This is a genomic window from Nostoc sp. (assembly GCF_036917655.1).
GTDB lineage: Bacteria > Cyanobacteriota > Cyanobacteriia > Cyanobacteriales > Nostocaceae > Nostoc.
Map to the genome: position 1 here is coordinate 57,752 of NZ_JBALCY010000009.1, position 21,513 is coordinate 79,264.

General features: G+C 40.9%; 20 protein-coding genes and 2 pseudogenes. 6 read left to right on the forward strand and 16 right to left on the reverse strand.

Annotated elements, in window-relative coordinates; genetic code table 11:
* Nucleotides 1-2: 2 nt before the first annotated feature.
* Complete coding sequence (locus tag V7K30_RS34180) at nucleotides 3-122, forward strand: hypothetical protein (RefSeq protein WP_442941044.1); 120 nt, start codon at nucleotides 3-5, stop codon at nucleotides 120-122.
* Here V7K30_RS34180 and V7K30_RS04580 read toward each other — a convergent pair.
* From V7K30_RS04580 to V7K30_RS04615, 8 genes and pseudogenes are all read right to left on the reverse strand, one after another.
* Complete coding sequence (locus tag V7K30_RS04580; protein ID WP_334997557.1) at nucleotides 86-334, reverse strand: DUF1816 domain-containing protein; 249 nt, start codon at nucleotides 332-334, stop codon at nucleotides 86-88. The two genes, V7K30_RS34180 and V7K30_RS04580, sit on opposite strands and share 37 nt — an antisense overlap.
* Nucleotides 335-1,349: 1,015 nt before the next feature.
* Nucleotides 1,350-1,735, reverse strand: a pseudogene (locus tag V7K30_RS04585) (fasciclin domain-containing protein).
* Between the two features lie 893 nt (nucleotides 1,736-2,628).
* Nucleotides 2,629-3,231, reverse strand: coding sequence for a hypothetical protein (locus tag V7K30_RS04590; RefSeq protein ID WP_334997562.1), 603 nt, complete (start codon nucleotides 3,229-3,231; stop codon nucleotides 2,629-2,631).
* 45 nt (nucleotides 3,232-3,276) lie between these two features.
* Nucleotides 3,277-4,302 (reverse strand): glucokinase, encoded by a 1,026-nt coding sequence (locus V7K30_RS04595; RefSeq protein ID WP_334997564.1) that lies wholly within the window; start codon nucleotides 4,300-4,302, stop codon nucleotides 3,277-3,279.
* An 84-nt stretch (nucleotides 4,303-4,386) separates the two neighbouring features.
* Nucleotides 4,387-5,034, reverse strand: a complete 648-nt coding sequence (locus V7K30_RS04600) for a histidine phosphatase family protein (RefSeq protein ID WP_334997566.1) — start codon at nucleotides 5,032-5,034, stop codon at nucleotides 4,387-4,389.
* A 243-nt stretch (nucleotides 5,035-5,277) separates the two neighbouring features.
* The gene (locus tag V7K30_RS04605; RefSeq protein WP_334997567.1) at nucleotides 5,278-6,420 is read right to left on the reverse strand and encodes an endonuclease NucS domain-containing protein; all 1,143 of its coding nucleotides are present in this window, start codon (nucleotides 6,418-6,420) and stop codon (nucleotides 5,278-5,280) included.
* A gap of 71 nt (nucleotides 6,421-6,491) precedes the next feature.
* A complete protein-coding gene (locus V7K30_RS04610; protein WP_334997569.1) occupies nucleotides 6,492-7,055 on the reverse strand; it encodes a Uma2 family endonuclease in 564 nt (187 codons plus the stop codon).
* Nucleotides 7,056-7,088: 33 nt separating this feature from the next.
* The gene (locus tag V7K30_RS04615) at nucleotides 7,089-7,820 is read right to left on the reverse strand and encodes an ABC transporter ATP-binding protein (protein ID WP_334998138.1); all 732 of its coding nucleotides are present in this window, start codon (nucleotides 7,818-7,820) and stop codon (nucleotides 7,089-7,091) included.
* A 186-nt stretch (nucleotides 7,821-8,006) separates the two neighbouring features.
* On the opposite strand from V7K30_RS04615, the gene V7K30_RS04620 reads away from it, so the two are divergent.
* Entirely contained in the window at nucleotides 8,007-8,912 is a 906-nt protein-coding gene (locus V7K30_RS04620) for an Rpn family recombination-promoting nuclease/putative transposase (RefSeq protein ID WP_334997571.1), read from the forward strand.
* Between the two features lie 20 nt (nucleotides 8,913-8,932).
* On the opposite strand, the gene V7K30_RS04625 is transcribed toward V7K30_RS04620, so the two are convergent.
* The 7 genes from V7K30_RS04625 to V7K30_RS04655 all read right to left on the reverse strand — a co-directional run bounded on the left by V7K30_RS04625 (nucleotide 8,933) and on the right by V7K30_RS04655 (nucleotide 14,992).
* Nucleotides 8,933-9,745, reverse strand: a complete 813-nt coding sequence (locus V7K30_RS04625; RefSeq protein ID WP_442941045.1) for an ABC transporter ATP-binding protein — start codon at nucleotides 9,743-9,745, stop codon at nucleotides 8,933-8,935.
* Nucleotides 9,746-9,884: 139 nt separating this feature from the next.
* Nucleotides 9,885-10,808 carry a branched-chain amino acid ABC transporter permease gene (locus tag V7K30_RS04630; RefSeq protein ID WP_334997573.1) on the reverse strand — a complete coding sequence of 308 codons (924 nt, stop codon included), beginning with the start codon at nucleotides 10,806-10,808 and terminating at the stop codon, nucleotides 9,885-9,887.
* Between the two features lie 49 nt (nucleotides 10,809-10,857).
* Nucleotides 10,858-11,460, reverse strand: coding sequence for a Uma2 family endonuclease (locus V7K30_RS04635; protein WP_334997575.1), 603 nt, complete (start codon nucleotides 11,458-11,460; stop codon nucleotides 10,858-10,860).
* 14 nt (nucleotides 11,461-11,474) lie between these two features.
* On the reverse strand, nucleotides 11,475-12,425 hold the full coding sequence (locus V7K30_RS04640; RefSeq protein ID WP_334997577.1) for a branched-chain amino acid ABC transporter permease: 951 nt from the start codon (nucleotides 12,423-12,425) through the stop codon (nucleotides 11,475-11,477).
* Between the two features lie 7 nt (nucleotides 12,426-12,432).
* The gene (locus V7K30_RS04645) at nucleotides 12,433-13,692 is read right to left on the reverse strand and encodes an ABC transporter substrate-binding protein (RefSeq protein ID WP_334997579.1); all 1,260 of its coding nucleotides are present in this window, start codon (nucleotides 13,690-13,692) and stop codon (nucleotides 12,433-12,435) included.
* A gap of 260 nt (nucleotides 13,693-13,952) precedes the next feature.
* Nucleotides 13,953-14,279, reverse strand: coding sequence for a DUF6464 family protein (locus V7K30_RS04650; RefSeq protein ID WP_334997581.1), 327 nt, complete (start codon nucleotides 14,277-14,279; stop codon nucleotides 13,953-13,955).
* A 227-nt stretch (nucleotides 14,280-14,506) separates the two neighbouring features.
* On the reverse strand, nucleotides 14,507-14,992 hold the full coding sequence (locus V7K30_RS04655) for a hypothetical protein (protein ID WP_334997583.1): 486 nt from the start codon (nucleotides 14,990-14,992) through the stop codon (nucleotides 14,507-14,509).
* 178 nt (nucleotides 14,993-15,170) lie between these two features.
* Between V7K30_RS04655 and V7K30_RS04660 the strand changes: the two are divergent.
* Both V7K30_RS04660 and V7K30_RS04665 read left to right on the forward strand, forming a co-directional pair.
* A pseudogene (locus V7K30_RS04660) lies at nucleotides 15,171-15,230 on the forward strand (hypothetical protein); the annotation flags it as partial.
* A gap of 10 nt (nucleotides 15,231-15,240) precedes the next feature.
* A complete protein-coding gene (locus V7K30_RS04665) occupies nucleotides 15,241-15,420 on the forward strand; it encodes a hypothetical protein (RefSeq protein ID WP_334998179.1) in 180 nt (59 codons plus the stop codon).
* 244 nt (nucleotides 15,421-15,664) lie between these two features.
* Here V7K30_RS04665 and V7K30_RS04670 read toward each other — a convergent pair whose 3' ends face one another.
* Nucleotides 15,665-16,696, reverse strand: coding sequence for a 1-acyl-sn-glycerol-3-phosphate acyltransferase (locus V7K30_RS04670; RefSeq protein WP_334997585.1), 1,032 nt, complete (start codon nucleotides 16,694-16,696; stop codon nucleotides 15,665-15,667).
* A gap of 563 nt (nucleotides 16,697-17,259) precedes the next feature.
* Here V7K30_RS04670 and V7K30_RS04675 point away from each other — a divergent pair.
* Complete coding sequence (locus V7K30_RS04675; RefSeq protein WP_334997587.1) at nucleotides 17,260-17,514, forward strand: helix-turn-helix domain-containing protein; 255 nt, start codon at nucleotides 17,260-17,262, stop codon at nucleotides 17,512-17,514.
* Between the two features lies 1 nt (nucleotide 17,515).
* Nucleotides 17,516-21,502: a PAS domain S-box protein gene (locus tag V7K30_RS04680; protein WP_334997588.1), complete on the forward strand. Its 3,987-nt coding sequence runs from the start codon at nucleotides 17,516-17,518 to the stop codon at nucleotides 21,500-21,502.
* Nucleotides 21,503-21,513: the final 11 nt, after the last annotated feature.

A 21,513-nucleotide genomic window follows, 5' to 3' on the forward strand; every position in this document is an offset into this window, starting at 1 on the left:
AAGTGGTAAAGCTTATACCTCAAAATTATGCAACAAGTTATATTATCGAAAAATCCCTTTTAGCAAGATATCTGCGATCCGGGCTTCAAAAACTAAATATTTCGACTTGTGCTTCATCCTGAAAAACCGTCAGGACATCAGGCTGACATTCCTTAACTAATGCAATGATGTCTCTGGCTCCTTCCTGATATAAGTCTTCGACGTAGCCAGTTCTAGAAAGTTGTGCCTCTTTTTCACTATCAAAAGGGCCAAAGTAATAAGTACAGCGTGGAACAGCAGTGTTAATTTCTACCCACCAGGCAAACTGTGGCTGATCAGATTGAAATAAATTCATGACGGACACCAATGAGTAATTAAACTTAATTAAAGATAGTCTTTGTTTCTAGATTACTCTAGTTTTTTTGTTGGGTGATACATGTGAGTAAGACAATGATGCGATCGCCTCCGGCAGGCGGTTACGCCATCGGCAGCAATATTATCTAATATAACTGCATTAGCTAAGTAGGTTGGCGCTATTAAAGGCAACTATGTAAATTTTTACAAACATTATGAAAGATGAAAGGCCATTGAATTAAGCTTATTTCAGCCTTTACATACCTTTACATAATTGGATTTTTCCCCGCCAACCTATTTAGCATCATTGGATAAATTTATATGGCATCTCCTGATAGCAGTGGCTACAACGCCAGTAAACTACTCCCGAACTGATGTGACGGAGTAAAGCATTTGAACAGCAAAGACAAGTATATTTTCCCTTCATAGATTGACTGATTTCTGTAGATATATAATCTTGGCTGCGACCAGAAATCAAATTAGTTTGACTCGTTGATAAATGTTTCATATCATGTCCGCATAATCAGTTACGATTCCCACAGTCATTGCACCCCTTAATCCCCTCCCCGCAAGCTCTTAGGGGAGACAAAGCATAGCTTTGGCTCTTTGGGGTTCTTCGGGTTTAATAAGCAATCAAGCGGACATGATATCATTTTCAAACCCTAAATTGTTAAATTAAATTACATGATGTTGTTTTTGTTGAGTAGGCAACTTTGAAGATAAATGATGCAGCCCTATAAAGTATTTACTAAGTGAAACAACCTTAAAAAACCTAAAACAGACCTAACCTCCTACTTGCCGCAACAGGAAGAGGAGAGAGGTTTGATATTTAATTTGGTTGAGCTACTTAGGGGATATTTTAAAAGTACCTTCAGGTATAATTTTGCTATGTATTGAGATGCTTTGCTGTGCTAACTAACTATGAGAGCAAAAGACCCTTTTAAAACATCCTCTACTTAAAATATGTCTAGACAGTTGTCAGGTAGTGACCAGAAATAGTTTCTAACCCATAGATGTTATTCGCTATCTTTTACCGAGGAATCAATAATGATGTGGATGACACCGTTATCATCAGCATCGGGTGTTGAGGCAGTGGACTGTCATAATCTGCATTGCCACTATTGAAAGGGTCAATTTTCAAACTTGAACCTTCAATCGGCTTTATGGGCATCACCTTGCCGGAAACGATATGATACGTCAGGAGTTCTTGCAGCTTATTAACATTCTTAAGCAATGTCTCTACAGTCCCTGCTGGAAGCTTTGCAAAAGCTTGATCTGTGGTTGCAGAGGCGATAAACGAGTCAACACCTCTGAGAGTATCTATCAGGTTGGCAGCCTTGATTGCATCAACTAAGGTGCTAAAAGAACTAGCAGTAACGGCAGTATCAATCATATGAGCTATTTATTCTACTTGGTTGTGTGTAATTTGCTAATTGTTTTTAACATAACATCCTAATGTTAGAAATCATGTTTCAGCAAACGGTTGAGTAGCGTATAAGTTGTATAATCTAAGCTAAAAAAATCAAATAATTAAAATACAGCATAATTTAGGAGTTAGAAGTTAGAAGTAAATATTAACTGAGAGTGGGTTAGGCGCTCATATCATGTTTCTCATTACAAATCATATCGAAACATGCATCTAATACACCCTACACTATCTTCAATTATCGGAAATTAAAGGGTTTAATACAATACGCTTGGGTTAAAGCCAAAAACCAAAACCTGCGTAGGTTGGGTTGAGGAACGAAACCCAACATTTTTCGTGGTTTGTTGGGTAACACGAATGTTCAACCTAACCTACAACTATCCTTAACCCAAGGTATTGGGGTTTAATACCTCCACGTCTAAAGGTAGCTCGGAGGCAGAGTGGCTCAGACTCCGCTCAGTTACCCTGCGGGATCTTGCTACAATTGGGGTTTAAATACCCGTCTGTAAATGTCTTTAATACGTGAATGCGTGAATGCGTGAATTGTTAATTGTGCCTACCTAAATTATTAGCTCTGCAATTGATTACAAGGTTAATATAGTAGAGGTTTTATATCATATCCGCTTGATTGCTTATTAAACCCGAAGAACCCCACCCCGCCAAAGCTATGCTTTGTCTCCCCTCCCCGCTTGCGGGGAGGGGATTAAAGGATGGGGTGCAATGACTGTGGGAATCGTAACTAATTATGCGGACATGATATTAGTTACAGCGCTTCCGGCTGTTATGCAATACAGTTTTCCTTTTGCCCCTGTTTTATCATAGCTTTCAGCTTTGAGGATGTACCTCATAGCCGCCGGAAGTGCTGTATTTTACTTTTTCAAAACGACATGGAAGGAATTTAAATACCCAGTAATGGTTTTAGCTAATGTTTTCTGCTGTTTTTTTGTAGTTATTGCCATTACTTGATATAATCTTCCTTCTGCAACATACATTCTACTTTTAGTGATTTTCCCTCCAGAATTGATGTACTCAATTTCTTTGCCAGGATGATTATTGGAACTACGAATATTTCGTTGACTAATTAAATTACTTTTCGTAGTCTTTAAAGCCATATCGCGGGCATTATTAAGTACAGTTTGGGGATCAGCCATTTCACCGTAACTATAAGGAAAATCATTATAAGCAACTACATATGCTACTTGCTGTTTTGGTGGTTGAGCGACAAATATTTCTAAGGTAATTTCCCCCATGTAAGTTTTTTGGGATTGGGTATTTCTGTTGGGGCTTCCCGGCATCAAAATAGTAAAGCGCCCATCTGGAGCGGTGAATACCTTCCATTGTGGCTGCGCGGGTTGAGAAACAGTTGGTTTGGTAACAGCTGCCAGAGGTTTGGGTTGACGCGCTTCCACAAGAACAGATCCACCACAGACAAAGGTGGCGGCGATTAATGGCAACAGACTTTTAACTGTCATATTTTTTGCATTTCGAGATGCTAATATCACTGATGATGCTAGCTGTTATAACCCAGCAGCACATAAAGTAGCACCAATTAGCCCCACTTGCGGGTTGAGAATAATATACACGGGGATCTCTTCGAGTAGGGGGCGCATCCTACCTTTTTGGGTGAAATTTAATAAGAAAGCGCTGTTTTCGATTAAGGGCAGGATTTTGGGTGCAATTCCACCAGCGATGTATAAGCCACCATAAGGTAAGAGTTTAAGGGCAAGATTCCCGGCTTCTGCACCGTAAGCGTCTATAAATAATTGTAAAGTTTGTTCACAGAGGCGATCGCGTTTTTGTAGTGCAGCTGTACCAATGACAGCACCAGGATCAACGCTTTTCTCTTCCTGTCCCGCTTCTTGTTCCCAAGTTCTGATGATTTGGGCGATGTCTGGTGATTCGGTGGCAAATTTGCGATCGCGCAAAAATTGGTAAATTGCCACAATTCCCATTCCAGAAACCACTCGTTCCACAGAAACGCGCTGGATATCATGTTTATTCAGCAGGTATTTCAACAATTGAAATTCGATCTCGTTTCGGGGAGCAAAATCAGTGTGTCCACCTTCTGAGGGAAAGACTTGATAATAGTTTCCCTGCTTAATTAAAAATCCTTGCCCTAAGCCAGTACCAGCACCAATAATTCCAATGGGAGCCTCGGGTTGAGATTTGCCAACCTGCAACGTCAGCAAGTCTTGTTTTTGTAAACCTAAAATGCCATAGCCAACGGCGGTGAAGTCGTTAATTAAAGAAATTTGCGGGATACCCAATTCTTGTTGTAGACGTTCGGTATCCAAAAACCAGGCTAAATTGGTCAGCTTGGCAGTATTTTTCACAATGGGGCCTGCGATCGCAAAACAAGCCTTATGTGGTATTGGGGTGTTAGCTCTGACCAAAAACTCCTGCACTATCGGTACTAAATCGGGAAAATCGCCACTGTGGAAACTTTCCTGATGAATAGTATGTGAACTTGGTGAAGCTGATGTTTCAACCAATCGCAGAATAGTTTTCGTACCGCCGATGTCCCCTGCTAGTAAAAAAGTCATAGAACTTATTCGTGAATTAATTACTTTTTTTGTAGGATATACCCAAAATACCGAAATCCATGATTGAAAATCCCTATTAGAGATTTAAGCAAATCGAATAACTTCTTCTATGTGGGTTAAATGGGAAGTATCTCCCTTTAGTTCTAATAACCATTCTGGGTCTTGGCGTACCACTTTTACCAGCGAACATAAAGAAGCTTTAACTTCTGTTTTGGCAATATCCCCCACTAGCCCCATTGCTCCCCCCAACACCGATGCGCCATGTGCTACTAGCAGGATATCCTCTGGGAAGAACTCAGTAGCTAAACATCTCGCAGTTTGCCCAGAACGTTCTCGCACTTTTTCGTGAGTTTCAGGATATTTGGCGGCAATGCGCGAAGTGTAGCTGGTGTCAATCCTGGGGAATAACTCTGCTAATGCTGGAGTTGAGAGTCTTTCGGGTTCTTCTGTCATCCAAGCTGGATTTAGCCATTCACTCAAGCCTGTTTCCAATTTGATCGGCAAGTTAAGCACTTGTGCAACTGCGTTTGCCGTTTGTACGGTTCGCAGGAAAGGAGAAGCGAAAATATGGCCAATATTTTCTTTTTTCAATCGTTTAGCTAACTGCTGTGCCTGCACCATACCATCATTAGACAACGGTGGATCGTAGCGTCGTTCAGCGGTGAGAAACCAATCAGGGTTTACGAAGTCGATGCGGTTAGCGTGTCTTGCTATCCAGACTATTTGACTCATGAGTTTAATTATTCCGGTGAATAGAATTCGCCGCTAAACAAATATAGATATCTGCAAGGAGGGCTACAAATATTAATATATTATGACAAAAATCGTAATAGTATTTAATAATACTAATGATCAGGAAAAGTTATAAGTGCTGTCAATGTAGCTTTTACTAAAGCTTTTTTAGTCAACTATCTAAAGCAATATCGACTATAGTAATCTACTGGAATGTTTAAGATTGTAATAGTGAGACTTTGGCTACAGCCTTTTTCGCCATTTTTCTAAAGCTACCTCAACTAATCCATTTAAAGAATCATAGTGATCAAATTTATATGTATTAAGTTTTTCACCCCCCTGAACAATACAAAATTTATTTGCATCAATCTCTAGTAATTTTCTTTCTTCATATGTTAAAGGTTCAGAGTTATTAAATTTCCTAGATATTCTGTTTCTATCTTTAAAATATTGGTTCATATGTTTATATTTTTCTTGAAAAGTGGAAGTTTTATTTTCTGCTACTTCATTCATTATTTTTAATCTATTTGAAAGTGTTTTTTTGTATGAATTCATTTTTGCACCAATTCCACTTGGTACATATCCTTCTAACAAAGCATTACCTTGCCAATCAGTCCAAATCCTTGCTCTACTTATGCGATCGCTACTATTATTTTTTAAACCTAACCATAAAAATATAATTGGTACACCTTTACTATCAAAGTAAAATTCAGCGCATAATTTACTTGTTTTACTATTACCATTTCCATATCTAAAACTAATAGCAGAAGACATTTCTTCCATCCGTTTATCAAAGCTAAGAACCTTTTTACGAATTTTCAATATTCCTTCTTGTTGTTCAGAAGAGCATTTAGCTAGACGGTTCATCAGCCCTCTAGAAGGTAGGGGTATATCTTCATTACTCTCTCTGTACTGATGAGGAATTTCTATTTTTGAAAATTTACCATTATCTAAATTGTTTATCTGTAAATAATAGTTAAATCCATCTGCTAAAACGACAAATTCAAAGAATTCAATAGATAAATGATTATATTTTTTATCTGTAAAGTTATCTCTGTGAAAATTAGGCTTAATTGCTATTAAACTAATAGGTTGCTGATAGTCTATTTCGTCTTGTAAAGGTTTTACTTCCTGTAAAGCGTTATAATATCGAGTTAGCTGCTGAACAATATATCTATCTTCAGCATTTTTAAATTCCAACACCACTAGCTGTTTATTTTCCTTCAATGCTAAAATATCACAAATTTGACCTTTAACATAATATTGTCGCTTTAGCGGAATTAATCCAAAAAGTTCCTTTAAATTCGCCCATACGAAATCTTCTAAATCAGCTTCAGTCGCAAATTCCCAACTATCACCCGTTTTTCTTAAATTCACGAAATCCATTATCTAGCTCTGATTTTAGTAAATTACTACCTTTAATATTCCCAAAGCTAGAGATGAATCTATACAATTGCTTATAACTTCAACCATCCAAATAGTTGCCCTACAGTTAATTGAAAGCCGCTAACTAAATCGGGAACTGGTAATATTTCTTGTTCTTCTTGTAAAAGTTCTGGTTGCTGCTTTGGTGGATAAACTAAAACAGAACGATCGCCTGGATCAATTAACCAACCGAAACGACTACCATGTTTTAAACAATGCAAAATATTTCCGGTTACTTTAGTCTGGCTTTGATCTGGCGAAAGAATCTCAATTATCCAGTCTGGATGTGTCTTGAAGACATTCGCCACATCCCCACGTTCATCTATGGGAATCCGTTCCCAAGCAAATACCGCTACATCTGGCACAATTGAACGTCCGCCAAAAGTACACCGCAATTCTGGGAAAGCAAGGGCAATTTTTCGACTTTCAACTACTTCATTGATAGCTATAAGTAGCTCACCTCGTAATATGCTATGCTTTCCTTGAGGCATTGGCTTTTGAATAATTTTACCGTTGATGTATTCTGAGCTAGGCTTTGTTTCTGATAGTTTCAAAAACTCTTCTAAAGTTAGGGGTTTAGTTGGTAATTTTACCATGTGTTTGTACCTCCAAAATTTTCATTTAATTAATTATCCTAAATAAGCCTTTTTAACTCGCTCATCACTAATTAATTCTGATGCTGCGCCTGTTAAAGTTATAGAACCAGCTTCTAAAACATAACCGCGATCGGCAATTTGCAGCGCCAGATTAGCGTTTTGTTCAACTAACAGAATAGTCACTCCTGTAGCCCGGAGATTTTCAATAATTGAGAAGATTTCCCGAACGATCGCAGGTGCTAAACCTAAGCTAGGCTCATCTAAAAGTAACAGTTGTGGTTTACTCATTACAGCCCGCGCGATCGCTAACATTTGTTGTTCACCACCGCTGAGGGTTCCTGCTAGCTGATTGCGTCTTTGTGACAAGCGGGGAAATAGCTCAAATTGGCGCTGAATATCTGCTTTTATCTCTGCTTGATTGGAGCGAATATAAGCACCCAAAAGTAAGTTATCAAACACTGTTTGCCGCGCTAATACTCTGCGTCCTTCAGGACAATGGGCGATACCAAGTTTTACAACCTCATGAGTTTGGCGACGGGTAATATTATGTCCATTATAGATAATTACGCCACTCTTAGGATTAACTATTTTAGATATGGCGCGGAGTGTAGTAGTTTTTCCAGCACCATTGGCACCAATTAGAGTAACTACCTCACCTTTTTGAATAATTAAATTAATCTTTTTCAGAGCTTGAATACCGCCATAATTAACATCAAGTTCCTGAAGTTCTAAAATTGTATAATTTGGTCTACTATCGGCTTTCATGCGCGGTTTACATCCATAAATCTTGAATGTTGATTCAAAATCTAACATACATCAATCATCCGTTTCCTAAAACAGTGCGACGCCAGATAGCCCGTCGTAGATATTGCTTCAACTTAAAAACCAACGCCAGAATACTGTAATCTTTGTGGTAGACCATTAATTACTGATAAAGATATCAAGCATCCTGTGGCAAAACCTGCTGATGTCAGCACCAAAAAATTAATCAGTCTCGCACCCGACAACTGGGTAAGATGGGTAACACAGATTCCTAATCTCGTTGCTGGGGAAATTCTCACCAGTGAATTTCAGTGGATTAGCCGAGAAAGTGATGTATTAATCAGTGTCACAAGTCCCCAACACGGAGAATTTCTGCTTCTCAACGAGTTGCAATTACGCTATCAATCCAAAATGCCACGTCGGATGCGTGCATACGCTGCACTTGCGGAAGAAAAATATAACTTACCAACATACCCCGTTCTCATCAACATTCTTAAAACTGGTAACAACGAAATACCCACAAGCTTTACATCAAATATTGCTGGATTACGGGCAATACAAGATTATCGGGTAATTAACCTGTGGGAAGTTGATGTGAATATTGCTTTTCAACAACCCTTACCATCCTTACTGCCGTTTGTACCCATTCTCAAAGGTGGTGAAAATGAATCTACTATTAGAGAAGCATTGCAAATTCTCCGTGCTAATGAACAACTGAACCAACTGGAAACGGTCTTAGCTTTTTTTGCTACGTTTGTTTTAGAGAGTGCGCTAATTCAAGAAATCATGAGGTGGGATATGACTGTATTACGTGAGTCGCCTTGGTATCAAGAAATTTTACGCGAAGGAGAAGCACGCAAAGAAGCACGCAAAGAAGCACGCGGGGAAGTACGCGGAGAAGCACGTGGAGAAGCACGCGGGGAACTGCGAGGAATACTTTCTAGTATTGAAATTAATTTAGAGTTAAAATTTGGCAACACTGGGTTACAGTTAATGCCACAAATCAACCAAATTAATGATATAGAGCGTTTGAAGATAATTTTACGGAACGTTGTAACAGCAAATAATATTGAGGAACTACAACAGGTTTTGTAATTTAAGCAGATAGTTAGATATCATTCATTTCCCAAATATGCTTCAATTACAGCCGGGTCATTTCTGACAACTGCTGGTTCACCCAATGCGATTAATTGTCCAAAATCTAACACCGCAATGCGATCGCACAAACCCATAACTAAGGGTACATGGTGTTCAATGAGGATGATCGTCAAATTGAAGCGATCGCGCAGGCTGCGAATAAATGCACTGAGTAGCTGCTTTTCGTTGGGGTTCATCCCCGCCGCCGGTTCGTCGAGAAGTAAGATTTGCGGTTCTAATGCTAAAGCGCGGGCAATTTCTAGCCGACGCTGATCACCGTAAGCAAAGTTTTTGGCTTTTTCGTCAGCGCGATCGCTCAATCCCACCAAATCTAATAAATCTAAAGCTTTTTGCTTAGTTTTCAATTCTTCACTAGGCGCTGGTGGTAATCCTAAAACTCCTGTAATCATATTACTTTTAGTGTGCAAATGTCGAGCAATGATCACATTTTCTAACGCCGATAATTCCCCAAACAAGCGGATATTTTGGAAGGTACGGGCGATACCTAAAGCAGCAATTTGATGAGGACGCAGCTGGAAAATTTCTGCACCTTGATAAATTAATTGGCCGCTAGAAGGTGGAATGAAGGCGGTAATCAAATTAAACAGTGTTGTTTTGCCAGCACCATTTGGGCCAATCAGTCCAAAAATCTCATGTTTATTTACACTAAAAGATACATTATTTACCGCCACTAGACCACCAAAACGGCGAGTTAATGCTCTTGCTTCTAAAACAATACTGCTGTTAGCTGCTGGAATACTGTATGACATCATGTCCGCCAAATTACCCATAATAAAAGAACCCCACCCCCAACCCCTCCCCGCTCTTCGGGAGGGGAGCTAAAGCGTAGCTTTGGCGGGGTGGGCTTGGGGGCATTATGCTTAATTGCTCGGATATCATCTGACATTTTTACATATTATTATGAATAGTTCACTTTGGGGTTTTGCGTCTTGGAAAAATATCTGGAGTAATTAGCCCTTGGGGGAAAAAGATTGTACCTATTACTATTAGTAAGCCAAAAATAATTAATCTCCCATCGCGCAAAAATTGTGCTAACCAATTAGGTAAACCACCAGTATCAGCTAGGCTTCGCAGAATCTCTGGTAAGGCTGTAAATACCATACCTCCGACTACCGGCCCTAAAAAAGTTCTTGAACCACCAATCAAAACAAAAGTTAAATATATAATACTGGCATCAAAAGTACCTTGACGAGCATTCCAAGTATTAAGGAAGTGGGCGCTAATTGCACCTACAACTCCTGCAAGTATAGCTCCTAGTGTAAACGCCAAAACTTTGTAATAAGTGGGATTAATTCCCATTGCACCCGCAGCTAATTCATCTTCGCGGATAGCGATAAAAGCCCTTCCGACGCGGATGCGTTCTAAACGATAAAGCAGCACCATACTAATTAATAGTAAGGGGAGAGCAATCCATAAATATTCAATTTGTGTTTGGAAAGGTTGAGGAATGCCAAAAATTCCGACAGCACCGCCTGTAATATCTAGATTGAGGGAGATGACGCGCAGAACTTCCACAAAAGCGATAGTAGCGATCGCTAAATAAATTCCTCGTAACCGTAACGCTGGAATTCCCACTATTACACCCAATAAACCAGAAATTGCACCAGCAATTAACATCTCCAATAACAACAAAGGAATCGGATATAAACTACTACTAGATGTCAAAATTTTTGTGGATAAAATTGCTGCAATATACCCACCTAAAGCATAAAATCCTGGACTAGCTAAAGACAGTTGTCCTGTCATTAGCGGTAAGTAAAGCGATAACCCTAGTAGCGCCCCTAATACCATAGAGACAATTAGAGAACCGTAAGTAGCAAAAAAATCAGCCATTTTAAAACATTTTATTTAAGCTTAATCAAACTATTGCTTTTATCAACTATTAAGCTGTTAATATTTGCTCTGCTGTCAGCGCCAGTTCCGGAAAAGTTTGTGACACAATCCGTTCTGAACCTCTAAACTGTGTGCGTTGATATTTTCCCTCAGCATCTAATAGAAAAACAAACACAGCCGGAACTTTTGGATTTCCTAAATACTCTCTTAGCCCGATTGCTAAATAATCTACAATCCAATATTCTGTAATAGCTAAACGTTGATATTCATCTAATTTATCAATGTAGTCATCTTCCCAATTAGTTGATGTTACCTCTATAGCTAACTGGATGGGTTCTTCAAGTGCAGAATAAGCAGAACGGTTTGAGCGCCATACATCTTTATCTATGACACTTACATCAGGCTTACGCCCTTGCTCTATGCCATCAGCAGTTATAGTTCTAAGGACTGCTGTGTTTTTTACTACGTAATTCAGATTTAGACGTTTAATTTCATCTTTGAAACTAAACAATATAAAGTCAGCGACATCATCATGATTTCTGGTTGCACGTACTTCTACAATTTCTCCATCGACAAGTTCATATAAACCTTCCTCTGGACACTGTTCCAAAAATTGCTCAAAAGTTAGTTTTTGTTTGGTGTATGTTTTCATAGCGCTACGTCTCTTTAAACTTTCTGAATAAACCGCCGCCCTAGCAAACCTTGAGGTCTAACTAATAGCATGATAAACAAAATTCCAAAGGCTACCGCGTCTTTATATCCAGAGTATTCGGCGGGTACAAATGCCTCTACTAATCCAATTACCAAGCCTCCCAGCACTGCACCGGGAATACTACCTAAACCACCTAAGACAATCACCGCTAAACCCCGCAATCCAAAAGCAATGCCAAAATATGGCCCTGCAATACTAACACTAGAGGCGACTAAAGTTCCTGCTAATCCTGCTAAAAAACTGCTGATGAAGAATGTTAAAATGATAAAGCGATCGCTATTAATTCCTAACAAACTCGCTGTAGTTGGATCTTCTGCGATCGCCTGCATTGCCTTACCATATTTAGTTCGATTGATAAAATAGGTAAGAATTGTCACAATCACAACAGATACAGTAAAAATTACCACCTGAACGCTACGAATCGGAATTGGGTTTTCTAGACTACCAAAGTTAATCGCAGGTGGCAAATTACCGTAAGTATTTGCGGGATATGTGTAACTTTCTGCGCCTACTAGATACTGAATTAAATTCACAATTACTACTGCTACCCCCAAGCTAGAAACAACAGTTAGTAAAGGATCAGATCCTTGACGCCGCAAAGGTTGAAAAGCAACCCGTTCCATTACTACCCCTACTAATCCCGCCAAGGTACTTCCTAAAATTAAGGCTATAGCAAAAGGTAATTTTATCGGCAAGGCTGCATTAGCTAGCAAGCCGTTAAATCCAAAGCTACCACCCATGAGTGCATAAGTGAAATATGCACCCAAGGTAAAAATCGCGCCATGAGCTAAATTAATGATGCCCAAAATAGAATAAACCAAGGTATATCCTAAGGCAAAAATTGCATAGACGCTGCCGATGGATAACCCATTTAATAACTGCTGCAAAAACAGATTGATATTCATGTAGCAACTATTTTAGAAATGTGAATTTACCCTGGCTTCCGTCTTTTGCCATCTTGATTTGGGCTACATAGAAATCTTTTTGAACAACTTCACCTATAGGAGTAAAACCAATTTCTCCCAGTGGTGTATTGTATGTTCCAATAAGTATCTGTTTATTTAATTCTGTCCGCAATTCTGGTAGCTGTAATTTGTTGACTTTGCTCTTTTTATCTAAAATTTGGAGTGCTTCGACATAAACCTGCACTGCTGCAAAAGCTTGGGCGCTAAACTGGGGTGGTTCTTTCTTGTATTCGTCAGTATACGCTTTCCGAAATGCCGCGTTAATTTCACCTGGATGTTCTGGACTATAAGCTTGAGCAATTAACACGCCATCGCAAAGTGCTTTACAAACTGGCAATATATTCGATGTATTTAGACCATTTCCACCGACAATTAAGCCTTTATAACCTAGTTCTCGCAATTGTCGGATTAAATTACCACCATCAGCAGCCAAACCAGAAATAATTACCAAATCTGGTTTGAGATTAATCGCATTGGTAGCTTGGCTTTGAAAATCTGTATCACTGGTTTGAAACTTTTGTAGTGTTACCAATTCCAGCCCTTGATCCTTAACTGTTTGCTGAAAAATTTCCGTTTCTGATTTGCTATATGAATCATTTTGAGCATAGAAAACGGCAACTTTTTTAAGTTGGGGGTTCAGCTTAAGTGCAGCTTTTACCGAATTAGGCGCAACGATGGAAACTGGTGCAGAAACACGAGCAACGTAATCACCTATTTCGGGAATGTTTTTAGCAGTATTTGATGGGCCAATAATTGATACTTTTGCACGATCGGCAATGGGGTCAGCACTAAAAGCTTGCTGTGACAAAGTTGGGCCCACAATTCCGATAACTTTATCTTTGTTAATTAAAGTTTGAAAAGCGTTAATTGCCCCGGCTTCATCACCGCTAGTATCTTGAAACACCAATTTAATTGGAGTCCCGTTGACACCACCTTTACTATTGAAATACTTCTCGGCAAGTTTGACTCCAGCGACTTGCTCTTGACCTAATAATGCCACGTTGCTAGTTTGAGCAACGGCAATGCCGATGGGAATAGCACCCGACGATGTACCCGTTGTCGCTGGGGTATCAGTTGCAGTGTTATTTGTGGTACTATTTGGACTATTATTTGCAGAAGTCACAGTCTTAGTGCCACCACCACAGCCTGTTAGTAGCAAAGCGCAAGTTGATAATAATACTGTTGTCTGAGCGATCGCGTTGTTCATCGTTGAATAATCATGTAGTTATTAGATATTCGGCAAAAGCTAATACTAAAGTTTATAATCTGCAAACAAAATGACGCAGATTTCCACTTTTGCACGAATTCTATTAAATCATTATTATTTCACCATGCAAAGACAAATATTCAAAGTGTTTGTAAATACAAATTATTATAATTAGTAATGATTTTATCATTCCCTGATTCTATTTGGGAATGTGCTGTGAAGCCGTTTTGTCAGTTCAGTTGAGTACTAAGTAAGGACTCTTAAACCCTTTTTTCACTACCAGCTAATCCTTTAGGTTCGTAGTGACGGCAACCGTTACATGGGCCGTCGGGATTCACAGCACAACGGATGTAGCCAGATCGGGCATTAAATTTGCAGCTGATATCGCCAATCAGATAACCCACCCCTTCTAAATAATAGCGATCGCTCTCAACAGGTCTAGCGTTTTGCCGTCCCTGCACTGCTGGAAAATTCATGGCTCCTTGCCTCATCCGTAAACGCGATCGCAAATGGGTTTTGCGAATTACCCACAAGGAAATCAGGGAGGGTAAAAAACCAACGGCAATCACTAAAAGTGTCTTTAACACCTTCTTTTTACCTCTTCTGTGCGCTGATTGATTGTCCCTGATGTTGCACTCTGGTTTTACGGAAGTGCAAATATTAGGGCAGCTTTGCCTAATTGCCACCAACCGTGGTGGCAATTAGCAATGGCAGTGTGCTACTTAGCAATTTTGAGTAAGAAGTTCCTTCTGCCGCTTCAATCAGCATAACTGTTACAACCTCAGGGGTGAGCTGCCGTTGAATGTTGATAATTTTAAGATTTGTTGACTAATACCTTTTTGAACAAGCATTTTGTGTGAGCCTCAGCCCCACTCTTGTTTTTTCTGTGTCGCTGCGATGCTAATCTTTTTTTGGTTTGCTGACGAAGTTGCTGTGCTAGCAGTGCTGCTTCCCTTTCGGCTCGGAATAAATCAACTCTTCGCGTTGTCAGAATAAATGATTCGTCAGGCTTTCGTTTCACCCAAGGGACGCTAACTGCCAAATACTGACAAATATTTTTGCATTTTAGAACTGAGTAACGTTTTTGAGTATTGAGTGTGTTAGCGATCGCTTTCAACTCTAGTATCGCTGCTTCTAACTCTCCTGCCATCTGATTGATGCGTTCGACTTGCGCTATCAAACGCTCCCGTTCACTGATGATTTTTTCCTCTTGGGGTTGTAGTGGCACTATAGCAGTATTTACAGATGTAGGCTGCAACAGCAAAATGGGCTTTTTGTCTATGTATTGGATTTTTTTCATACTACCTCAAGCAAGGCTAGCTGACTTTTAAGGCATTTTAGCAGTAATTAGTATATTTGTACTATAAAAATTATGTATATTAGGTTTAATTTGAGGAGGTCACTACTTCTGAACATGCTAAACGCAACGATAACTAATCTAGCCGATGCGGTAGAAGAGTCTGTATAGCGAGTGACAGGTGCAGCCGCAGACATCTATCGAAGCAGTTTTCGACTACCTGGATAAAGTTGCTCCCAAAGCCGCCCAGCGTGCCCGTTATCGCTACTCATGCTTTGAGCATTTGGGTAACAGATGCTCAGACTTATGGCTATGCTACCAGCTTTGGACTGACCAAATCCTGTGAACAAGGGATGCACTCGGAAGTTGAAGTAGTCCCGCCAGCGCTGATAATATTTCTAGTAGAGTTGAGTTATCTCATGTTCGCTTGATTGCTTATTAAACCCGAAGAACCCCACCCCGCCAAAGCTATGCTTTATTTCCCCTCCCGAAGAGCGGGGCTACGGTGTACACACAAGTCGAAAAAAGCTCGATTTCTCATTTCTCCTTGTTCTCTCGTTCCCATGCAAAGCTAGGAATGGTTGATTAGAGGCTGCTGCCTCCAGTCAGATATTGAGTCAGAGACTCAATGAATGCATTCCTCATGCAGAGCATGGGAACGAGTCATTGGTAGTATCAAATTTTTATCAATAACTGATTAATTTTAATTTGCAGTTTTTCTCGTAATTGTTGTGCCTGCCGATAAGCTACTGTCCGCCCTTTGTTTGAGTAGTTGTGCAATTCTGCTGGTTGTAAAGGCTGAATAAAGTAACGTAGGCGAGTTCTCATTGCCCAAATTCCCATTGAGGGAAACAGAATTAAGACAAGCATTAAAGGCGAGAAAGGCAAGAATGGTAATTTGACTAGTCGTTGCAATTTCTGGAAATTAACAGCCCAAGGATGTAAAGATTCACTACCGATGCAAACTACTGGAAGAATGGGAATTTGATAGCGATCGCTCAACTTAATAAAACTTACATCAAACTTTTCTAGTTGATAGCGCTTTTGCCAACCTTTTAGAGGGCCGCGGATACCTTCAGGTGCATATAAGAGAATTTTACCTTGGGCGAGCGCTGCTTCAAAATTGTCTAATTCGGCTCGCACACCACCTAAAACCTGCGACCAATTAGATGGTAGCCACCAAATCACCCAAGGATGCTCAAATAGTGCTGGACTTGCTACGGGTTGGATCACCCATCCTCTGGCTTCAGCTAATAAATAACCCAAGGTTAAAAAATCCCAAGGAAAACACATCCCTGCGTGATTCATTGCCACAATTAATGGCCCTGTTAGCGGCAAGTTTTCGACTTGTTGTAATTCTCCCCGAAAATAGTATTTAACGATGGGGCCGAGAACTTCTTCGCGAAAAGCTTGTTGATATTTGGGATCAAATTCACCAACTTCTTTTCGGGGTGAACGAAAACCAAGACGCAACCAACGACTCAGCAACGCCAGATAAAATCCGCCAGGAATTAAAAATAATCCATATTCCAGCCAATTCCAACCATCAGGATCGGTGTGATAGTGCTGCCAATGGCGGTTAAATAAAATTAGCCAACCTGGAGGATACCAAAGACAAAACCAATCAAACCAGCTAAATATATAGCCTTCACCTGGGGCATTTTCCAGTTGAGTGTTTAAGAGGTTTTCGGAGTGTTGATTAATCAAAACAGTGATCTGGATTAGGCAAAAATTTGATTCAAATCTTATCATAGCTTTACAGCTTTGCCATTGGCCTCTTACCTGAGAAGTAAAATTAACTACATATTTTGAGCAAAATTTCAGGTAGTGTTACCAAAATTAGCGATGATTTGGAAAAATTTATAAATGCAAAGTATCACATAAAACTTATGTATCCAGGGTATATATATAAAATATTAAGTAGGATAGGAAGCATAACAATGTAATGCACGTGCGTGATGCTTTAAAACTATCAAAGCGCTTAAAATTATACTATTTTGACATCACACACCCGATAAAATTTAATGTTTATTTTATAGATACCTTCTCCAGTTCTTTTGTCTCAACAAGTTTTTGTGGCATCACCTTAAAACAGTAAACAGTTATCTGAAGTATGGTGAGGGACTTAAATCAGTAAACAGTAACCAATGAAGACTGATAACTGATATCGGTATTGCGCCAAAAGATGAAATTGATAACAACTGATGACTGTTTAAATTCTTCCTCAAGCTGGAGACAAATGGCGAGACACCTGTCCTACTCTTCCTATTATGGAACTAGAAAAGCCACTAAAAATTTCTGATTTAATCCGTGAACTAAGGCAGCAACTCGATCTCTCTCAGGAAAAGTTTGCAGCCAAGTTGGGAGTTTCCCTACGAACAGTCAATCGCTGGGAGAACGGATCTACAGTGCCTTCACAGATGGCACTAAAGCTAATTGAAGAAATGTTACAAAAAATGGGCAAACCAGGCAAAAGATTACTGAACGAGTATCTCCCAAAAGCGGAGCAACGGGAGGACTTTTAAGATGATGGTGAAAGTACCCAATAAAATTTTGATGATGCGCTCTTGGTTACTAACCTATGGTGTGATGATTTTGGCAGTCATAGCGGCACTGCTGCTGACGAGACTGTTGTTGCCAGTCTTCGATCCGAGCGTATTTACATTATTTTATGCTGCCGTGGCAGTCAGCGCTTGGTATGGCGGCATGGGACTTGGAGTACTAGCGATCGCCCTGTCTGTTACAACTGCTTTCTATTTTTTGATCGAGCCAGTCTACTCGTTCGATTTCCTCAGCCCAAATGTCTGGGTAAGATTAACCACATTCTCACTAGTATCCTTTTTAATTACTGCACTCTCTTCAGAGTTGCGAACTGCTAGAAGCAAGGCAGAGACAAGCCTAAAATTGTTGCAAAATAGCGAAATGCGCTTTAGCCGACTGGCAGAATCTAACATCATTGGAGTGATCGTAACTGATATGAACAACGGCTCCATCATGGAAGCCAATGATGCTTTTCTGAAGATGGTCGGCTATACGCGAGAAGATTTGTCCGCTAACCAAATGAAATGGCGCGAGATCACCCCACCTGAGTATCTTCTATTGAGTGAGCGTTCAGTGGAAGAACTTAGAACGACCGGAGTATGTAAGCCCTTTGAAAAGGAATATATCCGCAAAGATGGCGATCGCATTCCCGTTCTGCTCGGTTCTGCCATTGTGGGAGATACGCAAGAAACAGTCATTGGCTTTGTTGTTGATTTGAGCGAACGCAAACAAGCAAAAGCGGCATTACAGCAAGCCAATGAGCGAAATACACGCACTCTGGAAAATATGAGTGATGCATTTATTACTTTAGATCGGGACTGGCGAATCATTTACCAAAATGCCGAAGCAGAGCGAATTAACGGCAAACTCAGGATAGAGGTGATCGGTAAGTCGCACTGGGAAGAGTGGTCTGCATCAGTAGGCACTAATGTAGAACGCCAGTACCGACGGGCGATGGCAGAACAGATTCCCGTCCACTTCGAGCATCACTACTACTTCCCGTCCAAGTATGACCTGTGGTTGGAGATTCACGTTTACCCTTGTGAGGATGGTCTTGACATTTTCTTCCGTGACATCAGCGAACGCAAACAAGTAGAACAAACTTTGCGGGAAAAAGAGGAACGCCTGAGGTTAGCTAACGAGCGTTTTGAGTTAGCATCTGCTGCGGTCAACTGTCTCATTTATGACTGGAATTTAGAGCAGGATAGCGTTGAAAGAACCGAGGGGTTAACCCGAATTTTGGGCTATTCCCTCGACATTGCCCAACCAACAGGTAATTGGTGGCGTGAGCTTGTCCATCCAGACGATTTACAGCGTGTACAAGAGGAGACGACGATCGCTTTGGCAAATGGCGATCGCTATTCTGCCGAGTATCGCATTTGCAACCACGTTCATCAGTATATCTACGTACTGGATCAGGGGATAGTCGTGCAGCGGGATGCAGATGGAAGACCAGTGCGCTTAGTTGGCAGCATTACAGATATCAGCGAACGCAAGCAGGCACAGAAGGCAGTTCAAGCAAGTGAGGAACGCCTCAGGAGTTTTGTGAAAGCGAATATAGTTGGCATTCTCTTTGGTGATGTGAATGGTGGTATCACTGAAGCCAATGACGAGTTCTTGCGAATTGTGGGCTATACCCAGGAAGATATCCAAGCAGGCAGACTCCGCTGGACTGATATCACGCCCCCTGAGTACCAATATTTAGATGAACTGGCTATTGCCGAGGCAACAGCGAAGGGAACCTGTACACCTTATGAGAAAGAATGTATTCGCAAGGATGGTTCCAGTGTCCCAGTTGTAGTTGGCTACTCCCTTTTAGGAGAATCTCGGCAGAAATCAGTCGCATTCATTCTGGATATTAGTGATCTCCAGCAAGCTAAAAAAGCGCTGAGTCAGAGTCAAGAGCAATTTCAAGCTTTTATGGACAATATTCCAGCCGCAGCATGGATTACGAATGCAAACGGGCGTGTACTTTACCTCAGTCCAACTTATCTGAGTACATTCGATTTAGCAATAGATAAGGCGATTAATAAAAACATTTTTGACCTATACCCAGCCCAAATCGCTCAACCCCTCCTCGATAACATTAGAATGGTTGCCGAGACGAATCGGGTTGTTGAAACGATCGAGTCTGCTCCACGTACAGATGGCACCTTGGGCGAATTTTTGGTATATAAGTTTCCCATCGCCGATGCATCTGGGCAACGCCTAGTAGGAGGGGTTGCAGTTGATATTACCGAACGCGAACGCGCCCTTCGTGAACGCCAGCTTGCTGAACTTGCCTTACAAGAGCGCAGTGAACGACTCAAGTTGCTCTCTGAAACAACCAGCGATTTGCTTTCAACCGAGCGCCCCTTGGATTTAATGAACAGCCTGTTCAGCAAACTCTCGGCGCAGATGGATTTGCATTTTTACTTCCACTATCTAATTGAGACGCACGAAAATAAGCAAAAACTTCGATTAGTAGGTTGGAACGGCATCACTGATGAAGTATTTCAAGCAATTGAATATCTAGAATTTAATCAAGGGATGTGCGGGCTCATAGCGCAAGAACGCCATCAAATTGTCGTCAATGATGTGCTGCACTCCACCCATCCAAATGCCCACATCCTCCGTGCTTTGGGAATCACAGCCTATGCCGGTCAACCGTTAATTGCTCAGGGAAAGCTGCTTGGTGTTCTCTCCTTTGCCAGTCGCACTCGTATCCACTTTACTTCTGGGGAAATTGCTCTATTACAAGCAACCTCCGATCAGGTGGCGGTTGCTCTGGAACGCGCTCAGTTGATGGCTTCTTTACAGCAGCAAAAAGAGCAATTAGTCCAAGCTAACCGGATCAAAGATGAATTTTTGGCGGTTCTTTCCCACGAACTTCGCACGCCGCTAAACCCGATCTTGGGATGGTCGAAGTTACTGCAAACTAAAAAGTATGATCAAGCAACCACCACTCGCGCCCTCGAAACCATTGAGCGTAATGCCAAGCTTCAGACGCAACTAATTGAAGATTTGCTGGATGTCTCTCGCATTTTGCAAGGTAAGCTCAGTCTGAATATTGCTCCTATAAATCTGGAAATTGCGATCGCCGCAGCAATAGAAACTGTACATCTAGCGGCTGAAGCCAAATCGATTCAGATTAACACTGTCCTTGAACCAAACATCGGCCAAGTAACCGGTGATTCCGGTCGCTTGCAGCAAGTCATCTGGAATCTACTTTCCAATGCTCTTAAGTTTACACCCCAAGGTGGACAGGTAGAAATAAGTTTAGAATCTGTTGGTTCTCAGGCTCAACTTCGAGTCAGTGATACAGGTAAGGGAATTAGCCCAGATTTTTTACCCTATGTCTTTGACTACTTCCGCCAAGCTGATGGTGCAATTACCAGAAAATTCGGCGGACTGGGATTAGGATTAGCTATTGTTCGTCACATTGTAGAGCTACATGGCGGCACAGTTAAGGCAGAAAGTTTGGGGGAAGAACAGGGAGCAACCTTTACAGTCATGCTACCACTGATAAAGATTAATCTAAATAGCCACCAGATTGTCTATCAACCTGATGATTTGCCTGATCTAAATGGGGTAAGGGTTCTGCTGGTGGATGATGAGCGTGATACGCGAGAGTTGATTGCTTTCATTCTGGAGCAGTCTGGCGCAGTAGTAATCCAGGCTGCATCTGCTCTGGAAGCACTACGAGTTATGCCTCAGTTCCAGCCAAATCTGCTATTAAGCGATATTGGAATGCCGGAAGTAGACGGCTATATGCTGATGCGTCAAATCAGAGCTATGTTACCAGAACTTGGAGGGACAATTCCAGCGATCGCTCTCACAGCTTATGCAGCTGAAGTTGATTACCAACAGGCAATTGCCGCCGGATTTGGGCAGCATATCACCAAGCCTGTGGAGCCAGCTAAATTAGTTCGAGCGATCGCTAACCTGATTTGTAGTTGTAGCAATCTGCAAACTAACTTACAACCATTTTAGGTTTAGTGCAG